Source organism: Cupriavidus sp. 8B (assembly GCF_054589115.1).
This window is the reverse complement of the sequence record NZ_BAAILO010000093.1, coordinates 37,941-62,529: the sequence shown is the minus strand read 5'-3', so window position 1 is coordinate 62,529 and position 24,589 is coordinate 37,941. Positions and strand designations below refer to the sequence as shown.

Genomic DNA, 24,589 nt, shown 5'->3' with positions numbered 1-24,589 from the left:
ACTATGCGGATAGCGAACGGCATCACGCGGTGCACGCGTGCGCGGCCGCGCGCCAGCAACAGCCGCTCCCGCTTCTCACTGCAGGGCATGAGCGGATTGCCGCTCCTGTCTAACACAAAGACTGCCAAGGCAATCTCTCCTAAAAGCTGCCCTTACGGGCCTGGTGACGCCTCCCGTTGGGAGGTCTCCCCTCGGCAATGTTGCGAACCGGCGATCTGCCCCGATCCGTTTCATGCTTACCCTGTCGCTTGTCTGCAACCGGAGCTTCAAGAGGTTGGGGCTGAGGAAGCATCCCAACGTTGGCCTTGCACCTATTCGCAACGTAGCGGGTTGGTTACCGCTTTGCCTGGTCAACCCGAGCTTGTTCAGTTGCCTTTGCAAGCTCCGGCCTTTAGGCCGGGGTAGTTGACGATTCCCTTCACGATCGTGATCACTGCACGTCACAGACGCAGCGAACCTGGTAGCGTACCGCGCACATCGATCAAACCGCAACCCGGCCACCGTGAATTTTTGTCGGAGCCTGCGCTGCCGCGCCCTCAGGGCACACGCCGGGGCAGAGCGCTTTGCCACCGGCCACCTTTTCCCAGGCGGCTCTCCGGGCCGATATTTGCTTATGACGAAGATGTTCTTTGCCGATGCAGGCCACAGGGGTAGCCTCGCCATTTTTGAAACATTCGACATATGTTTTCGTTTGCCACATTCGCCAGCGTCGGCACGTTCCGTGCATCCCGCCTGCTGGCAAGGCTAGCGTTCGTCGCTGCCGCCGCCCTCTCGTTTTCCGCCCCGCAAGCCGTCCAGGCCCAAAGCCCGGTGCTGGACAAGATCCGCGACACCGGCACCATCGTGCTGGGCTATCGTGAATCGGCGCTGCCCTTCTCTTTCGCCAACGACAAGGGCGAGCCCGCGGGCTACGCGGTGGACCTGTGCCTGCGCGCCGCGCAGGCCGCTCGCGCGAAGCTCGGACTGAAGACGATCAAGGTGCGCTGGATGCCGCTCACCCCGCAGAACCGTATCCCCGCCGTGGTCAATGGCCTGGTCGATCTCGACTGCGCACCCAACACGAATTCGCTGGAGCGCCAGAAGCAGGTCGCCTTCAGCGTTTCGCATTACATCTCCACGGTCCGCATGCTGGTGCGCGCGGATTCGGGCATCAAGTCCTTCGAAGACCTGCGCGGCAAGAACGTGGTGACCAGCGCCGGCTCCACGGGCGATCGCCATGTGCGCCGCCTGAAGGGCCAGTACGGCTTCCATGACATCTATGCGAAGGACCATGGGGAATCCTTCCTGCTGCTCGAATCCGGCCGTGCGCAGGCATTCGTGATGGACGATGTGTTGCTGTCGGGCCTGCGCGCCCGCGCCAAGGACCCATCGCAGTTCGTGATCGTGGGCCCCGCGCTGTCGATCGAGCAGAACGCGTTGATGATGTCCAAGGCCGATCCGGAGTGGAAGCAACTGGTGGACCAAACCCTTGCATCGGTCTTTGCCGGCCCGCAGGTGATCGCCCTGCAGAAGCAATGGTTCCAGCAGCCGATCGGCGCCCGCAACATCAACCTTACGCTGGCCCCGAGCCCGGAAGTCCGGGATGCGTGGAAGCATCCTTCGGATGTCGCTACCGAATAACGGCCTTCGAAGCGGCCTTCAACGCCCGTCGATCCACCAAAATCAAAGCCCCCGCAGGCCATCAGGCAGGCGGGGGCATTTTTTTGCACATGGCGCCAACGAAAAGTGCGCAACGACGCATATCAATCACCAAACGCGGAGCAAGTCCTGGCGATAAAGGCAATAGCGGCTTTCCATAGGACGACACAAAGCGTGCATTTCACCATACAGCGCATGTTGACAGCCAAGCGAAATGTTGGCGACACTGAGGCCCAGCGGACAACGCGGCAACGGTATCCCACGCAATCGGCGTGGCGGCCTTAGCCGTCAGTTTCCGTGTATTCGAACCGCCGGAAGGCGGCATTTTCCAGGAGAAAACATGAACAAGTTCGTCGCGACAGCCATCGCGCTGTGCATTGGCGCCGTCTCCGTGGCTGCCCAGGCGCAATCGACCGGGAAGAAGCAATTCGACCCATATAGCCAGGGCGCCAAGTCGGGCGAGAAGTTCGACCCGTATTCCCAGGGTGCCAAGTCCGGTGACAAGTTCGACCCGTATTCCCAGGGCGCTAACAAGAGCACCCGCACGGACCTGACCGACGCCTCCGCGCCGCCGGCCAAGAAGTCGACCAAGAAGAGCAAGAAGAGCAAGAGCAAGAAGCCCGCCGCATCGGCCGCAGCCGCGAACTGATCGGCAAGGGGCGCCGCGCTGGTCCGGCGCCCGGAGCTCAGCAGCAGAAAGCCCGCCAGATTGGCGGGCTTTCTGCCGTCCGTGGATGCGCAGCGCCAGGCGGGGATGGCGTCAGGGCGCAGTCGTATCCAGGTCCATCCCCGTGACGTCGATCCGTTGTACCTTGTCCTGCTGGCGAATCTCGGTGCGCAGCACGAAAGCCTCGGCGGGGCAATACCAGTCGGTGACATGCATCAGCGTGGGCTCCACCTGCACCACCTCCTCTCCCACCATCAGCGGCCCCAGCGAGGTCCGCTTCTCGTAGGTGATCGGCATGCACTCCTTGCGCCCCAGCAAGGTATCGATCATCTGGCGCTTGCCCACATGGCGGGAGCCAACGCTGATCGAGGCATATAGCGCCCGCATGCTTCCCACCACCTTGTCCGCGCCCACCGGATAGATCTGCAGCGAGACGCTGGACTCGAACGCCTCGCCCTCCAGGGTGCTGCCCTCGCGGATATCCATGCCCGCGTAACTGAACACGCCCTGGCCCCTGAAGGCCGCTTCGCCGTACATGCGGGCATAGCGCCCTTGCGCATTGATGACGGCATGCTCGCTCTCGATGCTGCTCTTGGCAGAGTCGGAGCGGCGGTCGATATTGACCATATGGACCTGGTCCATGATGACCGGCGGCCCCATCAGGGCAGACAGCGCCGACTTGGAGCGAACCTCGAGCTGCGCCCGGCATCCGGTCTGGTTCTTGGTCGTCCGGCGCAAGGTCATGGTGATCGACATGGGCATGGCCCCGTCGCCTTCCATCTGCACCCGCGAGCCGGAACGGAACCATGGCGCGTCGCACAGGGGGGCAAGGGGCCGCGCCGAGGTCTCCGCGGGCGCGGTGGCGGCAGCCACCGCCACCGTCTGAGCCTGCGCAGGATTGCCCACGGCCAGCAGCACGGCACCGGCAATGGAAGCAGCCACAAGCGATTGCGCCTTTGTCCTCACATGAATCCTGTCTAGAATGATTTCGCGCCCCCAGCTCGTTCCGACCAGGCGTCCCATGCAGGGCCAGCCAGAAGTTGAGGCTCGCGCTGGCTAGAAACTAGCGCTTTTTTGCCCGCGCGTGTTGTCGATCTTAGTCGGTCACCGTCGCTGCCGGCCCATGCGGGCAGCTTGCCAGGGAGTTCCTATGCTTCAGTATTACGCCAAGCTTTGGTGGGTTGTGGCATTACGCGGCATTCTCTCCGTCCTTTTCGGGATTTGTGCGTTTTTCGCACCCGTTGCCACTCTGGCTGCACTCGTGGTCTTGTTTGGCGCCTTTGCCGCCGCCGACGGCGTCAGCGCGCTGCTGATGGCCATCTCGGGCACCCAGCGCGAGGCCAGCGACCGCGGCATCCTTGCACTGCAGGGCCTGCTGGGCCTGGGCGTCGGGTTGCTGACCTGGTTCAGCCCCGTGGTCACCGCGTTTTCCCTGCTGTTATATATCGCCGCCTGGACGCTTGCCACGGGGGTGCTGCAAATTGTCGCGGCGATCCGCCTGCGCAAGGACATACCCAATGAATGGTGGCTGATACTGGCCGGGCTGGCGAGCATCGTGTTCGCCTTCCTGCTGCTGTGGCAACCCCTTGCCGGCGCGCTGGCGGTGCTATGGATGATCGGAGCCTGGGCGGTGGTTTGCGGCATTCTGCTGATCGGCGTCTCGCTACGTTTGCGCAGCGCCAGAAATATGTCGAATACGCCATTTCCAGGCTAAGCCACGCGCCCTGCCCGGGCCGTCCCGCGTGCGCTGACGCCGCGCGCGACGGCGGGTTGCGGCGGTCGTGCTAACATTGCGCGCCGCGCCACTTGGCAACCACGGTTGGCCATGGGGTAACGGCTCGAAAGACTGACAAAGCAGAAGGCGCGTGGCGACCGACACGATCGCTTGCCTTCATTTTGTGTCTACCAAAGCAGTTGCTGCGGCGTTGTGATGTTTTCGCCGGATGCCCGGGCAGCCCGAATCCGTCAAACAGCCAGGCCGCGCGCTGCGGCAGCAGCCTGACGCCGTTTTTAGCGGTGCCAAGGCGGTAACCTAGCTTTGATAATCATGCAAGTGGCGGCGCCATCGCGAGCCACTGCAGTTACTGTGTGGCAGCAGGCGGGGCAAGCCATCCGGTCCGCCCGCGCGCCGATCGCCACACCCCGCAGGCCCGAGAACCGGTCGTCATGTGCGCAAGCCAGGGCGACCACCCGATCCCTTTCCAGGAGACGTATGCGTAGTTCCGTGACCTCGCGAGACACCTCGCGAAGCACCGCACAAGGTGTTTCGCAATCTGCCGGCTTGCCCACGACCACCATAGTCCTGGCTTGCCTGTTTATTCTCCTGGTCTGGTTCGGCACGCTCGACGCTCGCCACCTGCTACGCTCCGATGAAGGCCGTTATGCCGAGATCGCCCGTGAGATGTTTTCCACCGGTGACTGGGTAACCATCCGCTACAACGCACTTAAGTACTTCGAGAAGCCGCCCTTCCATATGTGGGTGACGGCGCTGTCCTATACCTTGTTCGGCGTGGGCGACTGGCAGGCCCGGCTGTGCGTGGCGCTGTCCGGCATGGTCGGCCTCGTGGTCTCGATGCTCGCCGCCAACCGCTGGTATGGCTTCCGGGCCGCCTTCCTCACCGGGCTGGTGCTGGCCGCCGCGCCGATGTGGAGCGTTGCCTCGCACTTCAACTCGCTGGACATGACGCTATCCGGCGCAATGGCCTGCGTGCTGGCCTTCATGTTGCTCGCGCAGCACCCTGCTGCTACGCCGGCCGCCCGGCGCTACTGGATGTGGGCTTGCTGGGTAGCGATGGGCGTGGCGATCCTGACCAAGGGGCTGGTGGGCATTGCCCTGCCCGGCCTCGTGCTGGTCATCTACACCCTGATCTCCCGGGATTTCGGCCTGTGGCGCCGCCTGCACCTGATCACCGGCATCGCGCTGATGCTGATCGTCACGGTGCCCTGGTTCTGGCTGGTGTCGGAGCGCAACCCCGAATTCCTGAATTTCTTCTTTATCCACGAGCACTGGCAGCGCTACACCTCGACGGTGCACTCGCGCAAGGGCCCGCTGTGGTACTTCGTGCCGTTGCTGGTGGCGGGCTTCATCCCCTGGCTGGGCCTGGCGCCGCGCATGTGGCAAGTGGTCCGCGGCGAGGGCGCGGCGGCGCGCGTGGCCTCGGCACGGCCATTCCAGCCGGCGCTGTTGCTGGCCGTATGGGCCATCGCCATCTTTGTCTTCTTCAGCCTGTCCGGCTCCAAGCTGCCCGGTTACATCGTGCCGATCTTCCCGGCACTGGGCATGCTGGCTGCCGTGGCGCTGCAGCACATCGATGAGCGCAGCTGGAAGCGGCAGCTCAATGGCATGCTGGTCATTGCGGCAATCGGCTTGCTGGCCAGCCCGGTGGTGGCCACGCTGAATTCCGACAATACGCCCAACGAGCTGTACCGCTTGTTCGCCGTCTGGGTCGGCGCCGCCTTCGTGCTGATGCTCGGCGCCGTGTTCCTCGCGCGCAAGCTGCTGGCGAGCAAGGGCCTGATGGTCAGCATCACCGTCTACTCGCTCGGCTTGTTCACCAGCTTCACGGTGGCGCTGCTGGGCCACGAGGTCATGGGACGGCAGACTTCAGGCGTGGACATGGTGCCCGCCATCAACGCCGTGCTGACGGATGACATGCCGATTTACGGCGTGCGCATGCTGGACCACACGCTGCCGTATTACCTGCGCCGCACCACCATCATGGTGGAATGGCCGGACGAACTGGAGTTCGGCACCAAGCAGGAGCCGCAGAAATGGCTCCCCACGCTGGATGCCTTTATTGCAAAATGGCAGGATGGCCAGCACGCCGTTGGCATCATGTCGGCTGCCACCTACAAGCTGCTGGAAGAGCGCAAGGTGCCGATGTACAAGATCGGGCAAGACAAGCGCCGCGTCGCGGTAACCAACTTCCCGCCTCCCGGCCAGGCGCCGGCAGTCCCGCAGCAAGAACCGAACCGCGCGCCATGACGCTCTCTACTTTCGCTTTTATCTTCACCGGCGTGCTGCTCAACGCGTGCGCGCAGTTGCTGCTCAAAGCCGGCACCAACGCCGTGGGCGCCATCACCATCGAGCGCGCGACGCTGTTTGCCACGGCGTTTCGCGTGCTGACGCAGTGGCCGGTACTGGCTGGGCTGACGCTGTACGTAGTCAGCGTCGGTGTGTGGATCGTCGGGCTGTCGCGGGTCGACGTATCGATCGCTTACCCGATGCTGTCGCTCGGTTATGTGGTAAACGCCCTGGCAGCCTGGTGGCTGTTCGGTGAAATGATCGGCCCCCTGCGCGTAGCAGGCATCCTGCTGATCCTCGCCGGCGTGTTCCTCATCGCCCGTTCCTGATCACCGTACCACCCGCACCAAGAGCCTGATTGCCATGACCGCTTCCGCTGCGCAAGCCTTCCTGCCCTTCGTCAAGCCGAATATTGACGCCGATGCCATCGCCGAGGTGGGCAAGGTGCTGGCTTCGGGCTGGATCACCTCCGGCCCCAAGATGCACGCCTTCGAGGCCGCGCTGTCCGAGTTGTTCGGCGGACGCCCGGTGCGCACCTTCGCCAACGGCTCGGCGACCATGGAGATCGCATTGCGCGTGGCCAATATCGGCCCGGGCGATGAAGTCATCACCACGCCGATCACCTGGGTCGCCACCGCCAATGTCGTCATCACGGTGGGCGCCAAGCCGGTCTTCGTCGACATCGACCCGCGCACGCGCAATATCGATCTCGACGCCGTGGAAGCCGCCATCACGCCGCGTACCCGCGCCATCATGCCGGTCTACCTGTCGGGCTTGCCGGTGGATATGGACCGCCTCTATGCCATCGCGAATAAGCACAACCTGCGCGTGATCGAGGACGCCGCACAGGCCATCGACTCGCGCTGGCGCGGCCAGCGCATCGGCGCCTTCGGCGACCTGGTCAGCTTCAGCTTCCAGGCCAACAAGAACATCACCAGCGTCGAAGGCGGCTGCCTGGTAATGAACTCGCCCGAGGAAGCCGAGCGCGCCGAACGCCTGCGCCTGCAAGGCGTGATCCGTACCGGCATGGACGGCATGGATGTGGAGGAACCCGGCGGAAAGTTCAACCTGACCGACGTCAACGCCGCCATCGGCCTGTCGCAACTGGCGCACCTTGACGCCATTACGGCACGCCGCGCCGAACTGGCCGAAACCTACTACCGCTGCGCCGCCGCCAGCGGCCTGGCCGAGCTCGGCATCGAGCTGCCGCTGCCGCGTGACGGCGAGCTGGCTACCACCAACTGGCATATGTTCCAGGTGGTGCTGCCGGCCGAACGCATCGAAGGCGGGCGCACCGCGGTGATGGAGGCCATGCGCGAGCAAGGCGTCGGCACCGGCGTGCATTATCCCGCCGTGCACCTGTTTTCTTATTTCCGCTCCCTGGGCTGGCGCGAAGGCATGCTGCCACACGCCGAGCGCATCGGAAGGGGCATCGTCACGCTGCCGATGTTCCCCGCCATGCAAGCCGCCGACGTGGAGCGGGTATGCGCAACTCTTAGTGAAACATGCAAACGCCTCTTCAAATGAGCCCTGTCGAAGTCTCCGTCGTCATTCCCGTCTATAACGAGGAAGACGGCCTGCAAGCCCTGTTCGACCGGCTCTACCCGGCCATGGACGGACTCGGCTGCAACTACGAGATCATCTTCGTCAACGACGGCAGTCGCGACCGTTCGGCACAGATCCTGGCCAGCCAGTTTCACAAGCGCCCGGACACGACGCGCGTGGTGCTGTTCAACGGCAACTTTGGCCAGCATATGGCCATTCTGGCCGGCTTCGAGCACACCCGCGGCCAGATCGTGATCACGCTGGACGCCGACCTGCAAAACCCGCCGGAGGAAATCCCGCGGCTGGTGGCGACCATGCGCGAAGGCCATGACTACGTTGGCACCATCCGCCGCGAACGCAACGACACGGCGTTCCGCCGCATTGCGTCCCGCGCCATGAACCGGCTGCGCGAGCGCATCACGCGCATCAAGATGACCGACCAGGGCTGCATGCTGCGTGCCTACGACCGCAATGTCGTCGACACCATCAATGCCTGCCGCGAGGTGAATACCTTCATCCCGGCACTGGCCTATACCTTCTCCGCCAATCCGGTGGAGATCGTGGTGGAGCACGAGGAGCGCCACGCCGGCGAGTCCAAGTATTCGCTGTTCCAGCTCATCCGGCTGAACTTCGACCTGGTAACCGGCTTCTCCATCGTGCCGCTGCAGTGGTTCTCCGCCATCGGCACCTTGCTGTCGCTGGCATCGGCGGGCCTGGTGGCGGTCCTGCTGGTTCGGCGCTTCGTGCTTGGCGCGGAAGTGCAGGGTGTGTTCACCCTGCTCGCCTTCAACTTCTTCCTGGTTGGCATCATGCTGTTCGGCATCGGCCTGCTGGGTGAGTACATCGGCCGCATCTACCAGGAAGTGCGCAACCGTCCGCGCTATCGCATCCAGGCGGTGCTGGAAGGCACGCCGGAGCAGCAAAAGGCGACGGGGGTCCCGTGCGCGCAGTAGTCTTCGCTTATCACAACGTCGGCGAGCGCTGCCTGCGCGTGCTGCACGCGCGTGGCGTGGAGGTGGCGCTGGTCGTCACGCACCGCGACCGCCCGGATGAGAACATCTGGTTCCGCCGCGTTGCCGATACCGCCGCCGAACTCGGCCTGCCCGTCACCTACGGCGAAGATCCGGCCGACCCGGCGCTGGCCGCCGCGGTGGCCGCGGCGCGCCCCGACGTGATCTTCTCCTTCTACTACCGCGCGATGATTCCCGCGGCAGTGCTGGCGCTGGCGCCGCAAGGCGCCTTCAACATGCACGGCTCGCTGCTGCCCAAGTATCGCGGCCGCGTGCCGGTAAACTGGGCGGTGTTGCACGGCGAGACCGAGACCGGCGCCACGCTGCATGCGATGGAAGCCAAGCCGGATGCCGGCTTCATCGTCGACCAGACGTCAGTGCCGATCCTGCCCGACGACACCGCCGGCGAGGTCTTCGAGAAAGTGACCGTGGCCGCCGAGCAAACGCTGTGGCGCGCCCTGCCCGCCATGATGGCTGGCAACATCACGCCACTGCCCAACCGCCTGGCCGAAGGCAGCTACTTCTCCGGGCGCAAGCCGGAGGACGGCCGCATCGACTGGCAGCAGCCGGCCGCGCAGGTCTACAACCTGATCCGCGCGGTCGCACCGCCCTATCCGGGTGCCTTCACCGATGTCGGCTCGCGCCGCTTCGTGGTGGCGCAGGCGCGCCTTGCGCATGCCGGCAGCGCATCCGGAGCAGCCCCATTGCAGTCCACCAGCGCCGCCCACCCGGGCTTGCACGTGATCGACGGGCAGATCGTCGGCGTGTGCGGCGATGGCGGCCTGATCCTTGTACGCGAACTGCTGGACGATGGCGCCCAACCCGCGCCCGTCTCGCCCGCCGCGCTTTCCACATTTCTTACCGCATTGTCCAAAGAGGAAAACCGATGAAAAAGGTCCTGATTCTTGGCGTCAACGGCTTCATCGGCCACCACCTGACGCGCCGCATTCTCGAAACCACGTCGTGGGAAGTCTACGGCATGGACATGTCCAGCGATCGCCTTGGCGACCTGATCGACCATCCGCGCATGCACTTCTTTGAAGGTGACATCACCATCAACAAGGAATGGATCGAGTACAACATCCGCAAGTGCGACGTGGTGCTGCCGCTGGTGGCCATCGCCACGCCTGCCACCTACGTGCGCCAGCCGCTGCGCGTGTTCGAGCTCGACTTCGAAGCCAACCTGCCGATCGTGCGCGCCGCCGTGAAGTACGGCAAGCACCTGGTGTTCCCGTCCACCTCCGAGGTGTACGGCATGTGCCACGACGACGAGTTCGATCCCGAGACGTCCGAGCTGATCTGCGGCCCGATCAACAAGCCGCGCTGGATCTATGCCTGCTCCAAGCAGCTGATGGACCGCGTGATCCACGCCTACGGCATGGAACAAGGCCTGAACTACACCCTGTTCCGCCCCTTCAACTGGATCGGCGCCGGCCTGGACTCGATCTTTGAATCGAAGGAAGGCTCCTCGCGCGTGGTCACCCAGTTCCTCGGCCACATCGTGCGCGGCGAGCCGATCAAGCTGGTGGACGGCGGCGCGCAGAAGCGTGCCTTTGCCGACGTCACCGACGGCATCAGCGCGCTGATGCGCATCATCGAGAACCCGAACGGAATTGCCACCGGCAAGATCTACAACATCGGCAACCCGCGCAACATCCACTCCGTGCGCGAACTGGCCGAGATGATGCTGAAGATGGCCGGCGACTACGCCGAGTACGCGGAAGAAGCCAAGAAGACCCAGATTGTGGAAACCTCGTCGGGCGACTTCTACGGCAAGGGCTACCAGGACGTGCAGAACCGCGTGCCGAAGATCGACAACACCGTGGAAGAACTCGGCTGGAAGCCCGAGGTCAGCATGGAAGACGCGCTGCGCGCCATCTTCGAGGCTTACCGCAGCAAGGTGATCGAAGCGCGCACCCTGGTCGATTCGGCCAACTGAGCGCGCGCACCCGATGGCCCGTATTGCCCTGAAGGTCGACGTCGACACGCTGCGCGGCACCCGCGAAGGCGTGCCGGCGCTGCTCGCCATGCTGGCACGCGTGCGGGCCGAGGCCACCTTTCTGTTCAGCCTCGGCCCCGACCATACCGGCTGGGCGCTGCGGCGCGTGTTCCGGCCCGGCTTCCTGAAGAAGGTGTCGCGTACCTCGGTGGTGTCCAACTATGGCTTGCGCACGCTGATGTACGGCGTGCTGCTGCCCGGCCCCGACATCGGCCGCAAGGGCGCGGCCGAGATGCGCGCGGCGCGCGCGGCGGGACACGAGTGCGGCATCCACACCTGGGATCACGTCTACTGGCAGGACAACGTGCGCGAGCGCGATGCCGCCTGGACGCGGCGCCAGATGCAAAGCGCATTCGACCGCTACGTCGAGATTTTCGGCGAAGCGCCGCCTACCCATGGCGCGGCCGGCTGGCAGATGAACAATGACGCCTTCCGCCAGATCGACGACTGGGGCATGGTGTATGCGTCCGACGGACGCGGCACCGCGCCGTATATCCCCACGGTCGACGGCATGGCATGCCGCCATGTGCAGATGCCCACTACGCTGCCAACGCTGGACGAACTCATTGGCGTCGATGACTTGACCGAGGACAACGTGCACGAAGCCGTGCTGCGCCTGAGCGAAGGCGAGCGCGACCACGTCTTCACCCTGCATACCGAACTCGAAGGCGGCAAGCTGGCGCCGGTGTTCAACCGCCTGCTGGATGGCTGGCGCGCGCAGGGGCACGACCTGGTCTCAATGGGCACGTTCTATCGACACCTGGATCCGGCGAGCCTGCCGACGGCACCCGTTACCTGGGGCGCCATCGAAGGGCGCAGCGGCGAGTTGATTATCCAGCCCTGAATCGCCGCTGAATATCCGCCAAGAAATGACCGCGCCCCCATCCAATGGGGGCGCGGTCATTTCAGCTCCGCCCTGCTTTCGCCAGCCGCAAGCCGTTGAAGACCACCAGCAAGCTCGCCCCCATGTCGGCAAACACCGCCATCCACATGGTGCCCAGGCCCATGACCGTGAGCGCCAGAAAGATCGCCTTGATGCCAAGCGCCAGGATGATGTTCTGCTTCAGGATCGTCGAAGTCTGGCGCGACAGCCGGATAAAAGCAGGGATCTTGCGCAGGTCGTCGTCCATCAGCGCCACGTCGGCGGTCTCGATCGCCGTGTCGGTCCCGGCCGCGCCCATGGCGAAGCCGATGTCGGCGCGGGCCAGCGCGGGCGCATCGTTGACGCCGTCGCCCACCATGCCCACCACGACGCGCTTGCTGCCATTGCCCTGGATGCCCTGCGCCCCCTTCACGCTGAGCGCAGCGATGGCGTCGGCCTTGTCCTGCGGCAACTGGTTGCCGCGCGCCTCGTCGATCTGCACCTGCGCGGCGATCGCTTGCGCGGTATGCGGGTTGTCGCCCGACAGCATCAGCGTCTTGACGCCCAGCGCATGCAGCTGCGCCACCGCCTCGCGGCTGCTGTCCTTGACCGTATCCGCTACGCCGAACAGTGCCTCGACGCCGTGATCCGCGCCCAGCAGCACAACGGTCTTGCCTTGCCGCTCCAGCGCTTCCAGCGTGGCTTCCAGTTCCGGCGAGCACAGCCCACGGTCGTGGATCAGGCGGTGGTTGCCCAGGTAGTAGCTACGCCCGTTCACGGTACCGCTGACGCCATAGCCCGGCAGCGCCGCAAAGTCCCGCACGTCCAGCGGTACCAGGCCTTCCGCGCGCGCCGCGTTGGCGACAGCCATCGACACAGGATGGTCCGAGCGGGCAGCCAGGCTGGCGGCGATCAGGCGTGCGGCAGCGCTCGCCGCCGCGCCGCCGGCAGCGGTTGTGCCCAGCGGCTGGAAATCGGTCTGGGCCGGCTTGCCGTGCGTGATGGTGCCGGTCTTGTCCAGCGCCAGCCATTTCAGGTCCTTGCCCTGCTCCAGGTAGACGCCGCCCTTGATCAGGATCCCGCGCCGCGCCGCGGCCGCCAGGCCGCTGACGATGGTCACCGGCGTGGAGATCACCAGCGCGCACGGGCAGGCAATCACCAGCAGCACCAGCGCCTTGTAGATCCACGCGCTCCAGTCGCCGTCCATCGCCAGCGGCGGCACCACGGCCACCAGCACCGCGCCAAGAAAGACCAGCGGCGTGTAGATGCGGGCAAAGCGGTCGACAAAGCGCTGCGTGGGCGCGCGGCTGCCCTGCGCCGCTTCCACCGCGTGGATGATGCGCGCCAGCGTGGAGCCGCTGGCCGGCGCGGTGACTTCGTACTCCAGTTCGCCGGCCTGGTTGATGGTGCCGGCGAAGAGCGCATCGCCGACGGTCTTGTCGACCGGGACGCTCTCGCCAGTGATCGGTGCCTGGTCCAGCGTGGACTGGCCGCGCAACACGCGCCCATCCAGCGCTACGCGCTCGCCCGGACGCAGGCGCACCAATGCGCCGATGGCCACCGCGCTAGCCTCCACGGGCAGCCAGTTGCCATCCGGCTGCCGCACCGTGGCCTGCTCCGGCGCCATCGCCATCAGGCCGCGCACCGCGTTGCGCGCACGGTCCAGCGACGCCGCCTCGATGCGCTCGGCCAGCGCGAACAGCACCATCACCATGGCCGCCTCCGGCCACTGCCGGATCAGCATGGCCCCAGTGACAGCGATGCTCATCAGCGCGTTGATGTTCAGGTTGCCGTTGGACAGCGCAATCCAGCCCTTCTTGTAGACGCCCAGCCCGGCTATCGCCACAGCCGCCAACGCCAGCAGGGGCGCGAGCCATTCCTGGCCCGGCACTTGCTGCCACTGCACAGCCTCCGCGCCAAGCGCGACCACGCCGGCGAGCGCCAGCGGCCACCACGGCTTGGCGGCTTGCGGCGGCAGCGCAGCGGCCTGCTCCGATAGCGACTCGGCCTTCATGCCGAGGCTCTCGATGGCCCGCACCACCGGCTCCAGGGAGTCCAGCGTATGGTGCACCGTCAGCACGCGCTGCATCAGGTTGAACTGCAGCGCGGCCACGCCGGCCATGCTGCCCAGCTTGTTGCGGATCAGTGTCTCCTCCGTCGGGCAGTCCATCGCGTCAATGCGATAGCTGGCCGCGGCGGTGCCGGCAGGGACGGCTACGGCAATCTGCGGGGCCATGCTGGCGCTGCCGCAGCAGGCGGCGGCTTGAGCGTGCTGATGGCCGTGACCGCCACTGTGATCATGGCCGTGGTCGTGCCTGTGGTCGTGCCTGTGGTCGTGCCTGTGGTCGTGCCTGTGGTCGTGGCCGTGGCCGTCCTGGTGCTGGTGCTGGTGTGCTTGATCGTGCTTATGCGCATGTTCGTGTGCATCAGAATGCTCATGATCACAACACGATTGGTCACGGAGCGAAGCTTGGTCTGGGGTTGCGCTAGGCATGGCGGTTTTCCCTGCTTGTTTTTGCTTACCGCCCATTTAAGACCCTGAAGCGACTACAGGGTCAAGCGCAGTCTGCAACTCGGTCGATGCGGGCACCTGACATCGCCCTAGCGCCACGATTAAGCCACAGTCGTGCAAGGGTCATCCTTCCTGCCTATATAATCCGCCGCATGCGCCGTTTCCTGATCCTGCTTTTCGCCATCATGCTGCCGCTCCAGTTCGCCTGGGCCGGGGCCGCGGCGTATTGCAATCATGAAAGCGCGCAGCAAGGCAACGGCACCGCCACGGCCAGCGCCAACTGGCATTTCGGCCACCATAGCCACGCCCATCAGGGCAAGCTCAGCCAGCACGGCAGCAGTGACAGCAAGGAAGGCAAGGACAACATCAAGCTGCCCGACCTGGACTGCGCCGTGTGCCACTTTGCCAGCGCCCAGCTGGTCTTGCCGGACCTGGCCACGAGCGCCTCGCACCACGGCGTGGCCATCAGCTACCGGGCGCTGGCCGCGTCCTACCTGTCGGCGCCCGGCGCCCCCCCCGACCGCCCGCAGTGGCCGCTCGCCGCCTAAACGGCGAGACGACTCCCTTTACCTCCAGACTCTCGTCTCGCCGAACTTCCCTGGCCTTTTCCCGGTGAAATTCGATGAGAACACTTGTGATGCCGCTCGGGCTGGCGGCAGCTTTGCTCAGCCCTGCCGCGTTCGCCCAGAACGCGGCGACTACCCCATTGCCTGCCGCGCAAGCGGCGCAACAGATCGCGGAGCCAGCCGGCACGCTGACGCTGGACGATGCGCTCGCCCTCGCGGCCGGGCGCAACTTCACGCTCTCGGCCGCCGGCCATGAGCTCGATGCCGCCGAGGGCGGCATCATGCAGGCCCGCACCATCCCCAACCCGGAACTCGCGGTGCTCCTCGAGGACAACCGCCGCGACACACGCACCACCACGGCCCAGGTCAACCTCCCGATCGAGCTCGGCGGCAAGCGCGCCGCGCGCATCGGCGCCGCGCAGAAGGCGCGCGAGCTCGCCCAATCGCAACTGGGCGCCGCGCGCACCGACCTGCGCGCGGCCGTGGTCGGGGGCTTCTTCGCGGTGGTCATCGCACAGGAGCGCGTCAAGCTGGCGCGGGGCTCGGCCGAGATCGCCGCCAAGGGCGCGCAGGCGGCAATCCGCCGCGTGGCCGCCGGCAAGATCGCGCCGCTCGAAGAAAGCAAGGCACGCGTGGAGCAAGCCAATGCGGAACTCGAGGTCGCCGACGCCGAGGCCGCACTTGCCATAGCACGCCAGTCGCTGGCCGGCCTGTGGGGCAGCAGCGAAGCCCGCTTCCTGGAAGCGGCTGGCAACCTCGATACCCTGCCCGCGCGGCCCGACGGCGCCAGCCTTACGCAAGCGCTGGACAGCGCGCCGGAACTGGCGAGCCGCCGGCTGGAACTGGAGCGCCGGCAGGCCATCATCGGCGTGGAGCGCAGCCGCCAGTACCCCGACCTGACCGTGAGCCTGGGCAGCAAACGCGACAACGGCTCCGATCGCGGCACCATGCCGGTGCTGGGCGTGTCGCTGCCGTTGCCGCTGCTCGACCGCAACCAGGGCAATCTCTACGCCGCGCTGCGCCAGGCCGACAAAGCGGCCGACGAGTACCGCGCCACGCAGGTGCGGCTCGCCAATGAGCTGCAGCAAGCCACGCGGCAACTCACCGTATCGCGGACCTCGGCCGACTCGCTCAGGGGCACCGTGCTACCGGCTGCCCAGCAGGCCTATGAGGCCGCCACGCGCGGCTTCGAAGCGGGCAAATTCAACTTCCTCGACGTGCTCGATGCGCAGCGCACCTGGTTCCAGGCGCGCATCCGCTATCTCGGCGTGGTCGCCAATGCCTATCAGGCAGCCACCACCATCGACCGCATTCTTGGCCGTTGAAGCAAAGGAATTCCATCATGACAATCAACAACAAGCAAAAAACGAGCATCGCCATCATCCTGGCGGGCGGCGCCATCGCCGCCGCGGGACTGATTTTCGTCGGGCGCGGCAGCGGGGACGGCACGACCGAAGCCGCCCCGGCAGCAGCCGCGCAGCGCGAGGCCGCTGCCCACGGCGACGGCGAGCATCACGGCAGCCCGGCCAGCGCGGCGCATGACGACACCGCCCGGCACGCCGACGGGGAGCACCACGAAACGCAAGAGAAAGAAGGCCACGTCGAGATGACCCCGGCGCAGATCCAGGCGGCCGGACTCACGCTGCGCACGGCTGGCCCGGCGCGCATCGAAGCCACGGTGTCCTTCCCCGGCGAGATCCGCTTCAACGAGGACCGCACCGCCCATGTGGTGCCACGCGTGGCCGGGGTGGTGGAAGGCGTATCCGCCAACCTGGGGCAACAGGTGAAGAAAGGCGATTTGCTGGCGGTACTGGCCAGCACCGCATTGTCCGACCAGCGCAGCGAACTGCTGGCCGCGCAAAAGCGCCTGGAACTGGCTGAATCCACCTTCCAGCGCGAGAAAAGGCTGTGGGAGGACAAGATCTCCGCCGAACAGGACTACCTGGCCGCGCGCACCGCGCTGCAGGAAGCCCGCATCGCCACGCAGAACGCCACGCAGAAGCTGACCGCCATCGGTGCCAGCGGCAGCGCTGGCAGTGGCAAGTCGCTCAACCGCTTCGATCTGCGCGCGCCCTTCGACGGCACCGTGGTCGAGAAGCACCTGGCGCTGGGCGAAGCCGTGGCGGCCGACGCCAACGTGTTCATCATTTCCGACCTCAGCACGGTATGGGCCGAGTTCGTGATCGCGCCCAAGGACCTGGATCGCGTGCGGGTCGGCGAGAAGGTGAAGATTGCCTCCACCGCCTTCGACGGCAAGGCCGAGGGCACGGTCTCGTATGTCGGCTCATTGCTGGGCCAGCAAACGCGCACCGCCACCGCCCGCGTCACCCTGCCCAACCCCAAGATGGCCTGGCGTCCTGGCCTGTTCGTCACTGTGGGCGTGACCGACTCCAGCGCCGAGGTGCCGGTGGCGATCGAGGCCGAAGCCCTGCAAAGCAACGGCGATCAGCAGGTGGTGGTGTTCGCTGTCGTTCCGGGCGGCTTCCAGGCGCGGCCGGTCAAGACCGGCCGCAGCGATGGCAAGCTGGTGGAGATCACCGAAGGCCTGAAGTCCGGCACGCAATACGTGGCGGGCAACAGCTTCGTGATCAAGGCCGAGCTTGGCAAGGCCGGCGCCGAGCATAGCCACTAAGCCACTCAGCGGAGACTCCCTCATGTTTGAAAGACTGATCCGCTTTGCCATCGAGCAGCGATGGCTGGTGCTGCTGGCCGTGTTCGCCATGGCCGCGCTCGGCATCTACAACTACAGCCGGCTGCCGATCGACGCCGTGCCCGACATCACCAACGTGCAGGTGCAGGTCAATACCTCGGCACCCGGCTATTCGCCGCTGGAAACCGAGCAGCGCGTCACCTACCCGATCGAGACGGCGATGTCCGGCCTGCCGGGCCTGGAGCAAACCCGCTCGCTGTCGCGCTATGGCTTGTCGCAGGTGACGGTGATCTTCAAGGACGGCACCGATGTCTACTTCGCGCGCCAGCTGGTCAACCAGCGCATCCAGGAAGCCGCGCAGAACCTGCCCGCAGGCGTTGCGCCACAGATGGGCCCGATTTCCACCGGGCTTGGCGAGATCTACCTGTGGACGGTGGAAGCCGAGGACGGCGCCAAGAAGGCCGACGGCACGCCCTACACGCCCACCGACCTGCGCGAGATCCAGGACTGGGTCATCAAGCCGCAGCTGCGCACCGTGCCAGGCGTGACCGAGATCAACTCCATCGGCGGCTTCGCCAAGGAGTACTTGGTGGCGCCCAGCCCTGAACGGCTGGCCTCCTACGGCCTGAGCCTGCAGGACGTGGTGGCAGCGCTGGAGAAGAACAACGCCAACGTGGGCGCCGGCTATATCGAGCGGCGCGGCGAGCAATACCTGGTGCGCGCGCCGGGGCAGGTCAAGTCCGTCGACGATATCCGCGAGATCATCGTGGGCAGCGCGCAGGGCCAGCCCATCCGCATCCGCGACCTGGCGGACGTGGGCATCGGCCGCGAACTGCGCACCGGCGCGGCCACTGACAACGGGCGTGAAGTGGTGCTAGGCACCGTCTTCATGCTGATCGGCGAGAACAGCCGTGCCGTATCGCAAGCGGTGGACCAGCGCATGGCCGCCATCAACCGTTCGCTGCCGGCCGGCGTCAAGGCCGTCACCGTGTACGACCGCACCGTGCTGGTGGACCGCGCCATCACCACCGTCAAGAAGAACCTGGTCGAGGGCGCGATCCTGGTGATCGCGATCCTGTTCCTGTTCCTTGGCAACCTGCGCGCCGCCATCATCACCGCACTGGTGATCCCGCTCTCCATGCTGTTTACCTTCACCGGCATGGTGACCTACAAGATCAGCGCCAACCTGATGAGCCTGGGCGCGCTGGACTTCGGCATCATCATCGACGGCGCGGTGGTGATCGTGGAGAATTGCGTGCGGCGCCTCGCCCATGCCCAGCAACAGCACGGCCGCCCGCTCACGCGCAGCGAACGCTTCCACGAGGTCTTTGCGGCCTCGCGGGAAGCACGCCGCCCGCTGATCTTCGGCCAGCTCATCATCATGATCGTGTACATCCCCATCTTTGCGCTGACCGGCGTGGAGGGCAAGATGTTCCACCCCATGGCGATGACCGTGGTGCTGGCGCTGATCGGTGCAATGATCCTGTCGGTGACGTTCGTCCCGGCGGCGGTGGCGCTGTTTATCGGCGACAAGGTGGCCGAGAAGGAAAACCGCCTGATGCGGTGGGCCAAGCGCGCCTACGCGCCGATGCTCGGCAAGACCATCGCCAACACACCGGTGGTGCTGACCTTCGCCGCCGTGGCGGTGCTGCTCAGCGGCCTGGTGGCGACGCGGCTGGGCAGCGAGTTCATCCCCAACCTGAACGAAGGGGATTTCGCCGTGCAGGCACTGCGCATTCCCGGCACCAGCCTCACGCAGTCGCTCGCCATGCAGCAGCAGATCGAGACGCGCCTCAAGGAGAAATTCCCCGAGATCGAGCGCGTCTTCGCCCGCACCGGCACCGCCGAGATCGCCTCGGACCCGATGCCGCCCAACGCATCCGACGGCTACATCATGCTCAGGCCACGCGCAAAGTGGCCCGATCCCTCCAAGACGCGAGAGCAATTGCTGGCGGAGATGGAGGCCGAGCTGGCGACCCTCCCCGGCAACAAGTACGAGTTCTCGCAGCCGATCCAGCTCCGCTTCAACGAGCTGATCTCCGGGGTGCGCAGCGACGTGGCCGTGAAGATCTTCGGTGACGACAATGCCGTGCTGGAGGACACCGCGCAAAAGGTCGCCACCGTCCTGCAGGCCATCCCGGGCGCAACCGAGGTCAAGGTCGAGCAGACCAGCGGCCTGCCGATGCTGACGGTAGACGTGGACCGCGCCCGCGCGGCCCGCTACGGCCTCAACATGATCGACGTGCAGGACACCGTGGCCATCGCCGTGGGCGGCCGCGACGCCGGCATCTTCTTCCAGGGCGACCGCCGCTTCAATATCGGCGTGCGGCTGCCGGAAGGCATCCGTGCCGATGTGGAGGCGCTGCGCCGGCTGCCGATTCCCCTGCCGAAGGGAAGCACGGCAACCGCCAGCTATATCCCGCTGGGCGAAGTGGCAACCCTCACGCTGGCCCCGGGCCCCAACCAGGTCTCGCGCGAGAACGGCAAGCGCCGCATCGTGGTCAGCGCCAATGTGCGCGGGCGCGACGTGGGCACCTTCGTGCCCGAGGCGATGGCGACGCTGGACCGCCAGGTCAAGATCCCGGCAGGCTACTGGGTTACCTGGGGCGGCACCTTCGAGCAATTGCAGTCCGCCACAACGCGGCTGCAGATCGTGGTACCGGTGGCGCTGCTGATGGTGTTCGTGCTGCTGTTCGCCATGTTCGGCAACGTGCGCGATGGCCTGCTGGTCTTCACTGGTATCCCGTTCGCGCTCACCGGCGGCATCCTGGCGCTGTGGCTGCGAGGCATTCCGCTGTCGATCTCAGCGGCGGTGGGCTTTATCGCCCTGTCCGGCGTGGCGGTGCTCAACGGGCTGGTGATGCTGTCCTTTATCCGCAGCCTGCGCGAGGACGGCAAGCCGCTCGACGAAGCCATACACAAGGGCGCGCTGACCCGGCTGCGCCCCGTGCTGATGACCGCGCTGGTGGCTTCGCTGGGCTTTATCCCGATGGCGATAGCGACCGGGACCGGAGCCGAGGTACAGCGTCCGCTGGCCACGGTGGTGATCGGCGGCATCCTGTCTTCCACCGCGCTGACCTTGCTGGTGCTGCCGGTGCTGTACCGGCTGGCGCATCGGCGCGATGAGGATGAGGCTGGCGTTGAAGATGACGCAGGCTGCGAACGCCTGGCTGGCGGCTTGCCGGTGCCACCGGCATTGCCCAACGGCTAACCCTGCCGACAGCAGGAGCGGCACGCCGCTCCTGGCATCAAGCACCGCTACGCCTCAGTGCAACCAGGTGCCCGGCGGCGCCAGCACGATTTCCACCCGGCGGTTCATTGCGCGCCCGGCCGCGGTGGCATTGTCGGCGAGCGGCTGCACATCGCCACGGCCAGTCACCTGGATCCGGCTTCGCGCGACCCCAACTCCTTGGGCAACATGCGCCAGCCACAACCGGAACGCACCAGGTAGCGCAGCGCATTGATCACCTCGCGCAGATTGCACTGCCTGCGACGGCCACGGGCAAACGGCTTGGGGAGCAAGCCCTCCATCGCACCCCACACAACGTCCGTCAGATCGCTCGGATACCGCTTTGTCTTGGCCGCCATGTTCGCCTGCCGCTCTCGATGTTCATTTTTCCACATCGGAACGTTTAGCCACATCTACCGAGATCTTTCAAACGGGTTCTTACTTCTGGCCTGAAGAATCCAAAATGAAGATCTGAATTTTCCGAATCCTGCCGGCGCTTGAAATCGATATTCTTTGCCGGGCACCGATTCTGGTCGAGCTTGCAACGCCAAAGCGCTTGATGCACGAGGGCTTGGTGCGCTGGCTTGAATCGCCCGCGCACATCGACCGGGCGCTTGGCTTGACAAGCAGATCATGTAAATCGATCACCGTTCGCGCACGGCTCCGTGAAATTCAAATTCCCTACATTTTAGGAAACACCATGGATAGTGATAAATTTGATTTGATTAAGTTTTCTTCAGAAGTCCGTGACTTGCTGAAAAGTGAGTTAGAAGTTTCGGTTGGGAATATGGAGGTTGTTCCATTCGGGGAAAAATTGTACAAATTGGTGCGATCCCATGCGTACAATGAAGGTGCGCTAGACGCGCAGCGTTTGCTGGATCGAAAGTTGTCCGATATTTCGGAACAACTTGATTTGTTGTTGCAGCATGAATAGTAGATATTTACTAGATAAAATAAGGGAGGTTTGGATTGACGCCTATCTAAATGGAGAGGTGGACTGGCTCTCATATAATTTTCGTCACCTTGAAAGGGGTGGCTCTTAACCCCTGCCCACCGAGTCTGTCGAGCACCGGGCATGATGCACCGGAAACATCAGCTCCGCCACAGTCTCGCCGGGCCGGCTGCGCAGGCTCACGCTACCGCCATGCAGCCGCATGATCGTATCGACGATGGCCAGCCCAAGCCCGGTCGAACCCGCCGAATTGCTGCGCGCGGGGTCGCCTCGGTAAAATCGCCCGAACACGTGCGGCAGCGCCTCGGCGGCAATGCCGGCGCCTCCATTGCCAACCTGGATCCGGGTAGCGGCGGCGTCCGCCACTACCCGGATGTCCACGGCGCTGCCGGCGGGCGCGTGCCGCAAGGCGTTGTCGACGAGGTTGGTCACCGCGCGCCGCAGCAGCGTCTGGTCAGCGCGCACGGTGCCTTGGCCCACCAGTTGCACCTTGATATCGCGGTCCGCCGCCACGGCTTCGTAGTACTCGGCGACCTTGTCCAGCTCCGCGCGCGCGTCAAGCTCACGCACCGTCATCGCTACCTGGGCATGGTCCGCGCGCGCAAGAAACAGCATGTTCTCGATCATGCGCGCCAGCCGTTCATATTCTTCCAGGTTGGATTCCAGCAGGTTCTCGTACTCCTGCACCGGGCGACTATGGCCCAGCGTGACCTGGGTCTGGCCGATCAGGTTGCTGATGGGCGTACGAAAATCGTGTGCAAGATCGGCCGAGAATTCGGAGAGCCGATGGACGCCATCTTCCAGGCGCGCCAGCATGTCGTTCAGCGCGGCGACCAGTGCGCGCAGCTCGGTGGGCGCCTGGCCGGCATCGAGCCGCGTGGCGAGCCGGCTCATGGTGACGGCCGAGGCGTCCTCGGCCATGCGCCTGAGCGGGCGCAGGCCGCGCCTGGCCAGCAGGTAGCCCAGCCCTGCCGCGACCGCCGCGCCGCACAGCGTTGCCCACAGCATCTGCGTCTGGTAGGCCTTCATCAGCGCCACGCGGTACCCGGCGTCACGCAGCACCACGATCTCTACCGCCCGCCCGGAATCGCCCAGCTGCCCCAACGCGGAGATGCCGCGCGAGGCGACGCCGTTGCGCGGATACCAGGTGTGCAGTTGTGATTTGTCGGGCGGTGTGGCCGCGGGCAGCACTGGCAATGCCGGCACCGGCTCATGGCGTGGGTTCAGGGTGACCAGTGGCTCGCCGCCGCTGCCGCGCACCAGCAGGATCAGGCCTTCGTGGCCGAGCGCGAGATCGGCGAAGCGATGCGTGTCGGCGCGGATCTCCGCCTCCGAGCCTACCTCGCGCAGCAGATGGCGCACCAGCAGCACTTCGCTGACCAGCTCGCTCTCGTCGCGATCCTGCAACTGGGCAGCAAGCGCGCTCGCCAGGTAGGTCCCAACGGCCACCAGGATGGCCACGGTGGCGGCGCCATAGGCCAGCGCAAGCCGTGCCGTGAGCGATGCCGGCAGGCGCAATACGGCGCGGATCAAGAGGCTGCCCCCGACATCCGCCGGCTCACAGCACTTCCTCTTCCAGCACGTAACCCATGCCCCGCCGCGTATGGATCAGCTTGGCGGGAAAGGGATCGTCAACCTTGGCGCGCAGCCGGCGGATGGAGACATCGACCACATTGGTATTGCTGTCGAAGTTCATGTCCCAGACGTGGGAGGCAATCAGCGAACGCGACAGCACTTCGCCGCTGCGGCGTGCCAGCAGTTGCAGCAGTGCGAACTCCTTGGAGGTCAGCTCCAGTTTCTGGCCGTCGCGCGTGACGCGGCGCTTGACGGTATCGATCTGCAGGTCTGCCACTTCGATCAGCTCGCTTTCACGCAGCGGGCCGCGCCGCAGGATGGTGCGGATGCGCATGACCAGCTCGGCGAAGGCGAAGGGCTTGACCATATAGTCGTCCGCGCCCAGCTCCAGGCCCTTGAGGCGATCGGAAAGTTCGTCACGCGCGGTGAGGAACAGCACAGGCGTATCGCGCTCGCGCCGCAGTTCCTGGAGCACCTGCCAGCCGTCCATGCCCGGTAGCATGACATCCAGCACGATCAGGTCGTACTCCTGCCCGCGCGCATGGGCGAGGCCGTCCACGCCGTCGCGCGCCAGGTCCACCACGAAACCGGATTCGCTCAGGCCCTTGCGCAGGTAGTCGCCTGCCTTGGGCTCGTCCTCGACAATCAATATGCGCATATTTATTCACTCCGGGCCGTCAACCGGCCCTGCAAGACCGACACGCTATACGAGGAAGCCCCGCCGCGGCCGAAGATGTCAGCAATGTCATGTTGGCGTCACGCTACCGCACCTTTCGATGCAGGTACAATATCGGCTGCTGATTCCCCTGCCCCGATGAAACGCTTCCTTAGCTACTTCCTGTTATGCCTTGCCATGATCGCGCTGCCCGCACAGGGTGTCGCGGCGGCAGTCATGATGGTCTGCAGCGCGGCGCAATCGGTGCAATCGGTGCGGACGCAATCCGTCGTACTGCCGGCCGATTCGCCTGCCATGGAATCGATGATGTTACGTCATGCGGCCATGAAGTCGCAGGCGGAAGCCGCGCTCGGCAGCCATGCCGGCGCGCAGTGCCATGACGCGGCGGACCCGGCCCAAGAGAGGGACGGGATGACAGGTACGACTGGCACGACTGACCAGCCCGCCCATCAAGACCATCGGGATCACCACGCCAGCCATGGCGCCGGTGGCGCCTGCAACGCCTGCTCGGCCTGCGCACTCGGGGCCATCATGCCCACGATCCTGCCCGAACTCGCCCTGGCCAGCCACGGCCATGCCGCTCCGGCAGCCTCCCTGGCTGCCTACGCCGACTTCCTCCCCCCCCTCTCCGACCGCCCGCCCGCCGCACGTTGCTGACACCCGAGGTGCGTCCAGCGCACGCTC

At 65.4% G+C, this 24,589-nt stretch carries 23 protein-coding genes; 17 read left to right on the top strand and 6 right to left on the bottom strand.

What is annotated here, in order from left to right:
- The coding region (locus ACYP5B_RS09300; protein ID WP_459569399.1) for an RRXRR domain-containing protein at positions 1–128 on the bottom strand (128 nt) is incomplete at its 3' end.
- Between the two features lie 553 nt (positions 129–681).
- Here ACYP5B_RS09300 and ACYP5B_RS09295 point away from each other — a divergent pair.
- Both ACYP5B_RS09295 and ACYP5B_RS09290 read left to right on the top strand, forming a co-directional pair.
- Positions 682–1,620 (top strand): amino acid ABC transporter substrate-binding protein, encoded by a 939-nt coding sequence (locus ACYP5B_RS09295; RefSeq protein ID WP_459569396.1) that lies wholly within the window; start codon positions 682–684, stop codon positions 1,618–1,620.
- Positions 1,621–1,978: 358 nt separating this feature from the next.
- Positions 1,979–2,287, top strand: coding sequence for an amino acid ABC transporter permease (locus ACYP5B_RS09290; protein ID WP_318231035.1), 309 nt, complete (start codon positions 1,979–1,981; stop codon positions 2,285–2,287).
- A 111-nt stretch (positions 2,288–2,398) separates the two neighbouring features.
- Here the strand turns inward: ACYP5B_RS09290 and ACYP5B_RS09285 are convergent, their stop codons facing one another.
- Positions 2,399–3,271, bottom strand: a complete 873-nt coding sequence (locus tag ACYP5B_RS09285; protein WP_459569395.1) for a hypothetical protein — start codon at positions 3,269–3,271, stop codon at positions 2,399–2,401.
- Between the two features lie 184 nt (positions 3,272–3,455).
- On the opposite strand from ACYP5B_RS09285, the gene ACYP5B_RS09280 reads away from it, so the two are divergent.
- The 8 genes from ACYP5B_RS09280 (at position 3,456) to ACYP5B_RS09245 (ending at position 11,727) form a co-directional block, all read left to right on the top strand.
- Positions 3,456–4,019 (top strand): HdeD family acid-resistance protein, encoded by a 564-nt coding sequence (locus ACYP5B_RS09280; protein ID WP_459569398.1) that lies wholly within the window; start codon positions 3,456–3,458, stop codon positions 4,017–4,019.
- A 498-nt stretch (positions 4,020–4,517) separates the two neighbouring features.
- Positions 4,518–6,290 carry a glycosyltransferase family 39 protein gene (locus ACYP5B_RS09275; RefSeq protein WP_459569394.1) on the top strand — a complete coding sequence of 591 codons (1,773 nt, stop codon included), beginning with the start codon at positions 4,518–4,520 and terminating at the stop codon, positions 6,288–6,290.
- Positions 6,287–6,658 (top strand): DMT family transporter, encoded by a 372-nt coding sequence (locus tag ACYP5B_RS09270; RefSeq protein WP_043355625.1) that lies wholly within the window; start codon positions 6,287–6,289, stop codon positions 6,656–6,658. Before ACYP5B_RS09275 ends, ACYP5B_RS09270 begins: the two co-directional genes overlap by 4 nt.
- Positions 6,659–6,692: 34 nt before the next feature.
- Positions 6,693–7,856 (top strand): DegT/DnrJ/EryC1/StrS family aminotransferase, encoded by a 1,164-nt coding sequence (locus ACYP5B_RS09265; protein ID WP_459569393.1) that lies wholly within the window; start codon positions 6,693–6,695, stop codon positions 7,854–7,856.
- Entirely contained in the window at positions 7,835–8,827 is a 993-nt protein-coding gene (locus ACYP5B_RS09260) for a glycosyltransferase (RefSeq protein WP_400096529.1), read from the top strand. The genes ACYP5B_RS09265 and ACYP5B_RS09260 overlap by 22 nt, the downstream gene beginning before the upstream one ends.
- Positions 8,815–9,774 carry a formyltransferase gene (locus tag ACYP5B_RS09255; RefSeq protein WP_459569392.1) on the top strand — a complete coding sequence of 320 codons (960 nt, stop codon included), beginning with the start codon at positions 8,815–8,817 and terminating at the stop codon, positions 9,772–9,774. Before ACYP5B_RS09260 ends, ACYP5B_RS09255 begins: the two co-directional genes overlap by 13 nt.
- Entirely contained in the window at positions 9,771–10,823 is a 1,053-nt protein-coding gene (locus ACYP5B_RS09250) for a bifunctional UDP-4-keto-pentose/UDP-xylose synthase (RefSeq protein ID WP_052495092.1), read from the top strand. The genes ACYP5B_RS09255 and ACYP5B_RS09250 overlap by 4 nt, the downstream gene beginning before the upstream one ends.
- A gap of 13 nt (positions 10,824–10,836) precedes the next feature.
- Complete coding sequence (locus ACYP5B_RS09245; RefSeq protein ID WP_459569391.1) at positions 10,837–11,727, top strand: polysaccharide deacetylase family protein; 891 nt, start codon at positions 10,837–10,839, stop codon at positions 11,725–11,727.
- 61 nt (positions 11,728–11,788) lie between these two features.
- Here the strand turns inward: ACYP5B_RS09245 and ACYP5B_RS09240 are convergent, their stop codons facing one another.
- On the bottom strand, positions 11,789–13,981 hold the full coding sequence (locus tag ACYP5B_RS09240; RefSeq protein WP_459569389.1) for a heavy metal translocating P-type ATPase: 2,193 nt from the start codon (positions 13,979–13,981) through the stop codon (positions 11,789–11,791).
- A gap of 27 nt (positions 13,982–14,008) precedes the next feature.
- Between ACYP5B_RS09240 and ACYP5B_RS09235 the strand changes: the two genes are divergently transcribed.
- From ACYP5B_RS09235 to ACYP5B_RS09215, 5 genes are all read left to right on the top strand, one after another.
- The gene (locus tag ACYP5B_RS09235) at positions 14,009–14,287 is read left to right on the top strand and encodes a hypothetical protein (RefSeq protein ID WP_459569387.1); all 279 of its coding nucleotides are present in this window, start codon (positions 14,009–14,011) and stop codon (positions 14,285–14,287) included.
- Between the two features lie 122 nt (positions 14,288–14,409).
- Entirely contained in the window at positions 14,410–14,805 is a 396-nt protein-coding gene (czcI, locus tag ACYP5B_RS09230) for a cation efflux protein, CzcI family (RefSeq protein ID WP_459569385.1), read from the top strand.
- A gap of 74 nt (positions 14,806–14,879) precedes the next feature.
- Entirely contained in the window at positions 14,880–16,148 is a 1,269-nt protein-coding gene (locus ACYP5B_RS09225; RefSeq protein ID WP_459569383.1) for a TolC family protein, read from the top strand.
- Positions 16,149–16,165: 17 nt separating this feature from the next.
- The gene (locus ACYP5B_RS09220) at positions 16,166–17,455 is read left to right on the top strand and encodes an efflux RND transporter periplasmic adaptor subunit (RefSeq protein ID WP_459569382.1); all 1,290 of its coding nucleotides are present in this window, start codon (positions 16,166–16,168) and stop codon (positions 17,453–17,455) included.
- Between the two features lie 22 nt (positions 17,456–17,477).
- Entirely contained in the window at positions 17,478–20,684 is a 3,207-nt protein-coding gene (locus tag ACYP5B_RS09215; protein WP_459569380.1) for a CusA/CzcA family heavy metal efflux RND transporter, read from the top strand.
- Positions 20,685–20,848: 164 nt separating this feature from the next.
- On the opposite strand, the gene ACYP5B_RS09210 is transcribed toward ACYP5B_RS09215, so the two are convergent.
- Complete coding sequence (locus ACYP5B_RS09210) at positions 20,849–21,097, bottom strand: transposase (RefSeq protein WP_459569379.1); 249 nt, start codon at positions 21,095–21,097, stop codon at positions 20,849–20,851.
- 305 nt (positions 21,098–21,402) lie between these two features.
- On the opposite strand from ACYP5B_RS09210, the gene ACYP5B_RS09205 reads away from it, so the two are divergent.
- Positions 21,403–21,636 carry a DUF2164 family protein gene (locus tag ACYP5B_RS09205; RefSeq protein WP_459569378.1) on the top strand — a complete coding sequence of 78 codons (234 nt, stop codon included), beginning with the start codon at positions 21,403–21,405 and terminating at the stop codon, positions 21,634–21,636.
- 105 nt (positions 21,637–21,741) lie between these two features.
- Here the strand turns inward: ACYP5B_RS09205 and ACYP5B_RS09200 are convergent, their stop codons facing one another.
- A complete protein-coding gene (locus tag ACYP5B_RS09200) occupies positions 21,742–23,187 on the bottom strand; it encodes a heavy metal sensor histidine kinase (protein ID WP_459569376.1) in 1,446 nt (481 codons plus the stop codon).
- A 25-nt stretch (positions 23,188–23,212) separates the two neighbouring features.
- Positions 23,213–23,887: a heavy metal response regulator transcription factor gene (locus ACYP5B_RS09195; RefSeq protein ID WP_318231020.1), complete on the bottom strand. Its 675-nt coding sequence runs from the start codon at positions 23,885–23,887 to the stop codon at positions 23,213–23,215.
- 156 nt (positions 23,888–24,043) lie between these two features.
- Here ACYP5B_RS09195 and ACYP5B_RS09190 point away from each other — a divergent pair, with 156 nt between their 5' ends.
- Complete coding sequence (locus ACYP5B_RS09190; RefSeq protein ID WP_459569374.1) at positions 24,044–24,562, top strand: hypothetical protein; 519 nt, start codon at positions 24,044–24,046, stop codon at positions 24,560–24,562.
- Positions 24,563–24,589: the final 27 nt, after the last annotated feature.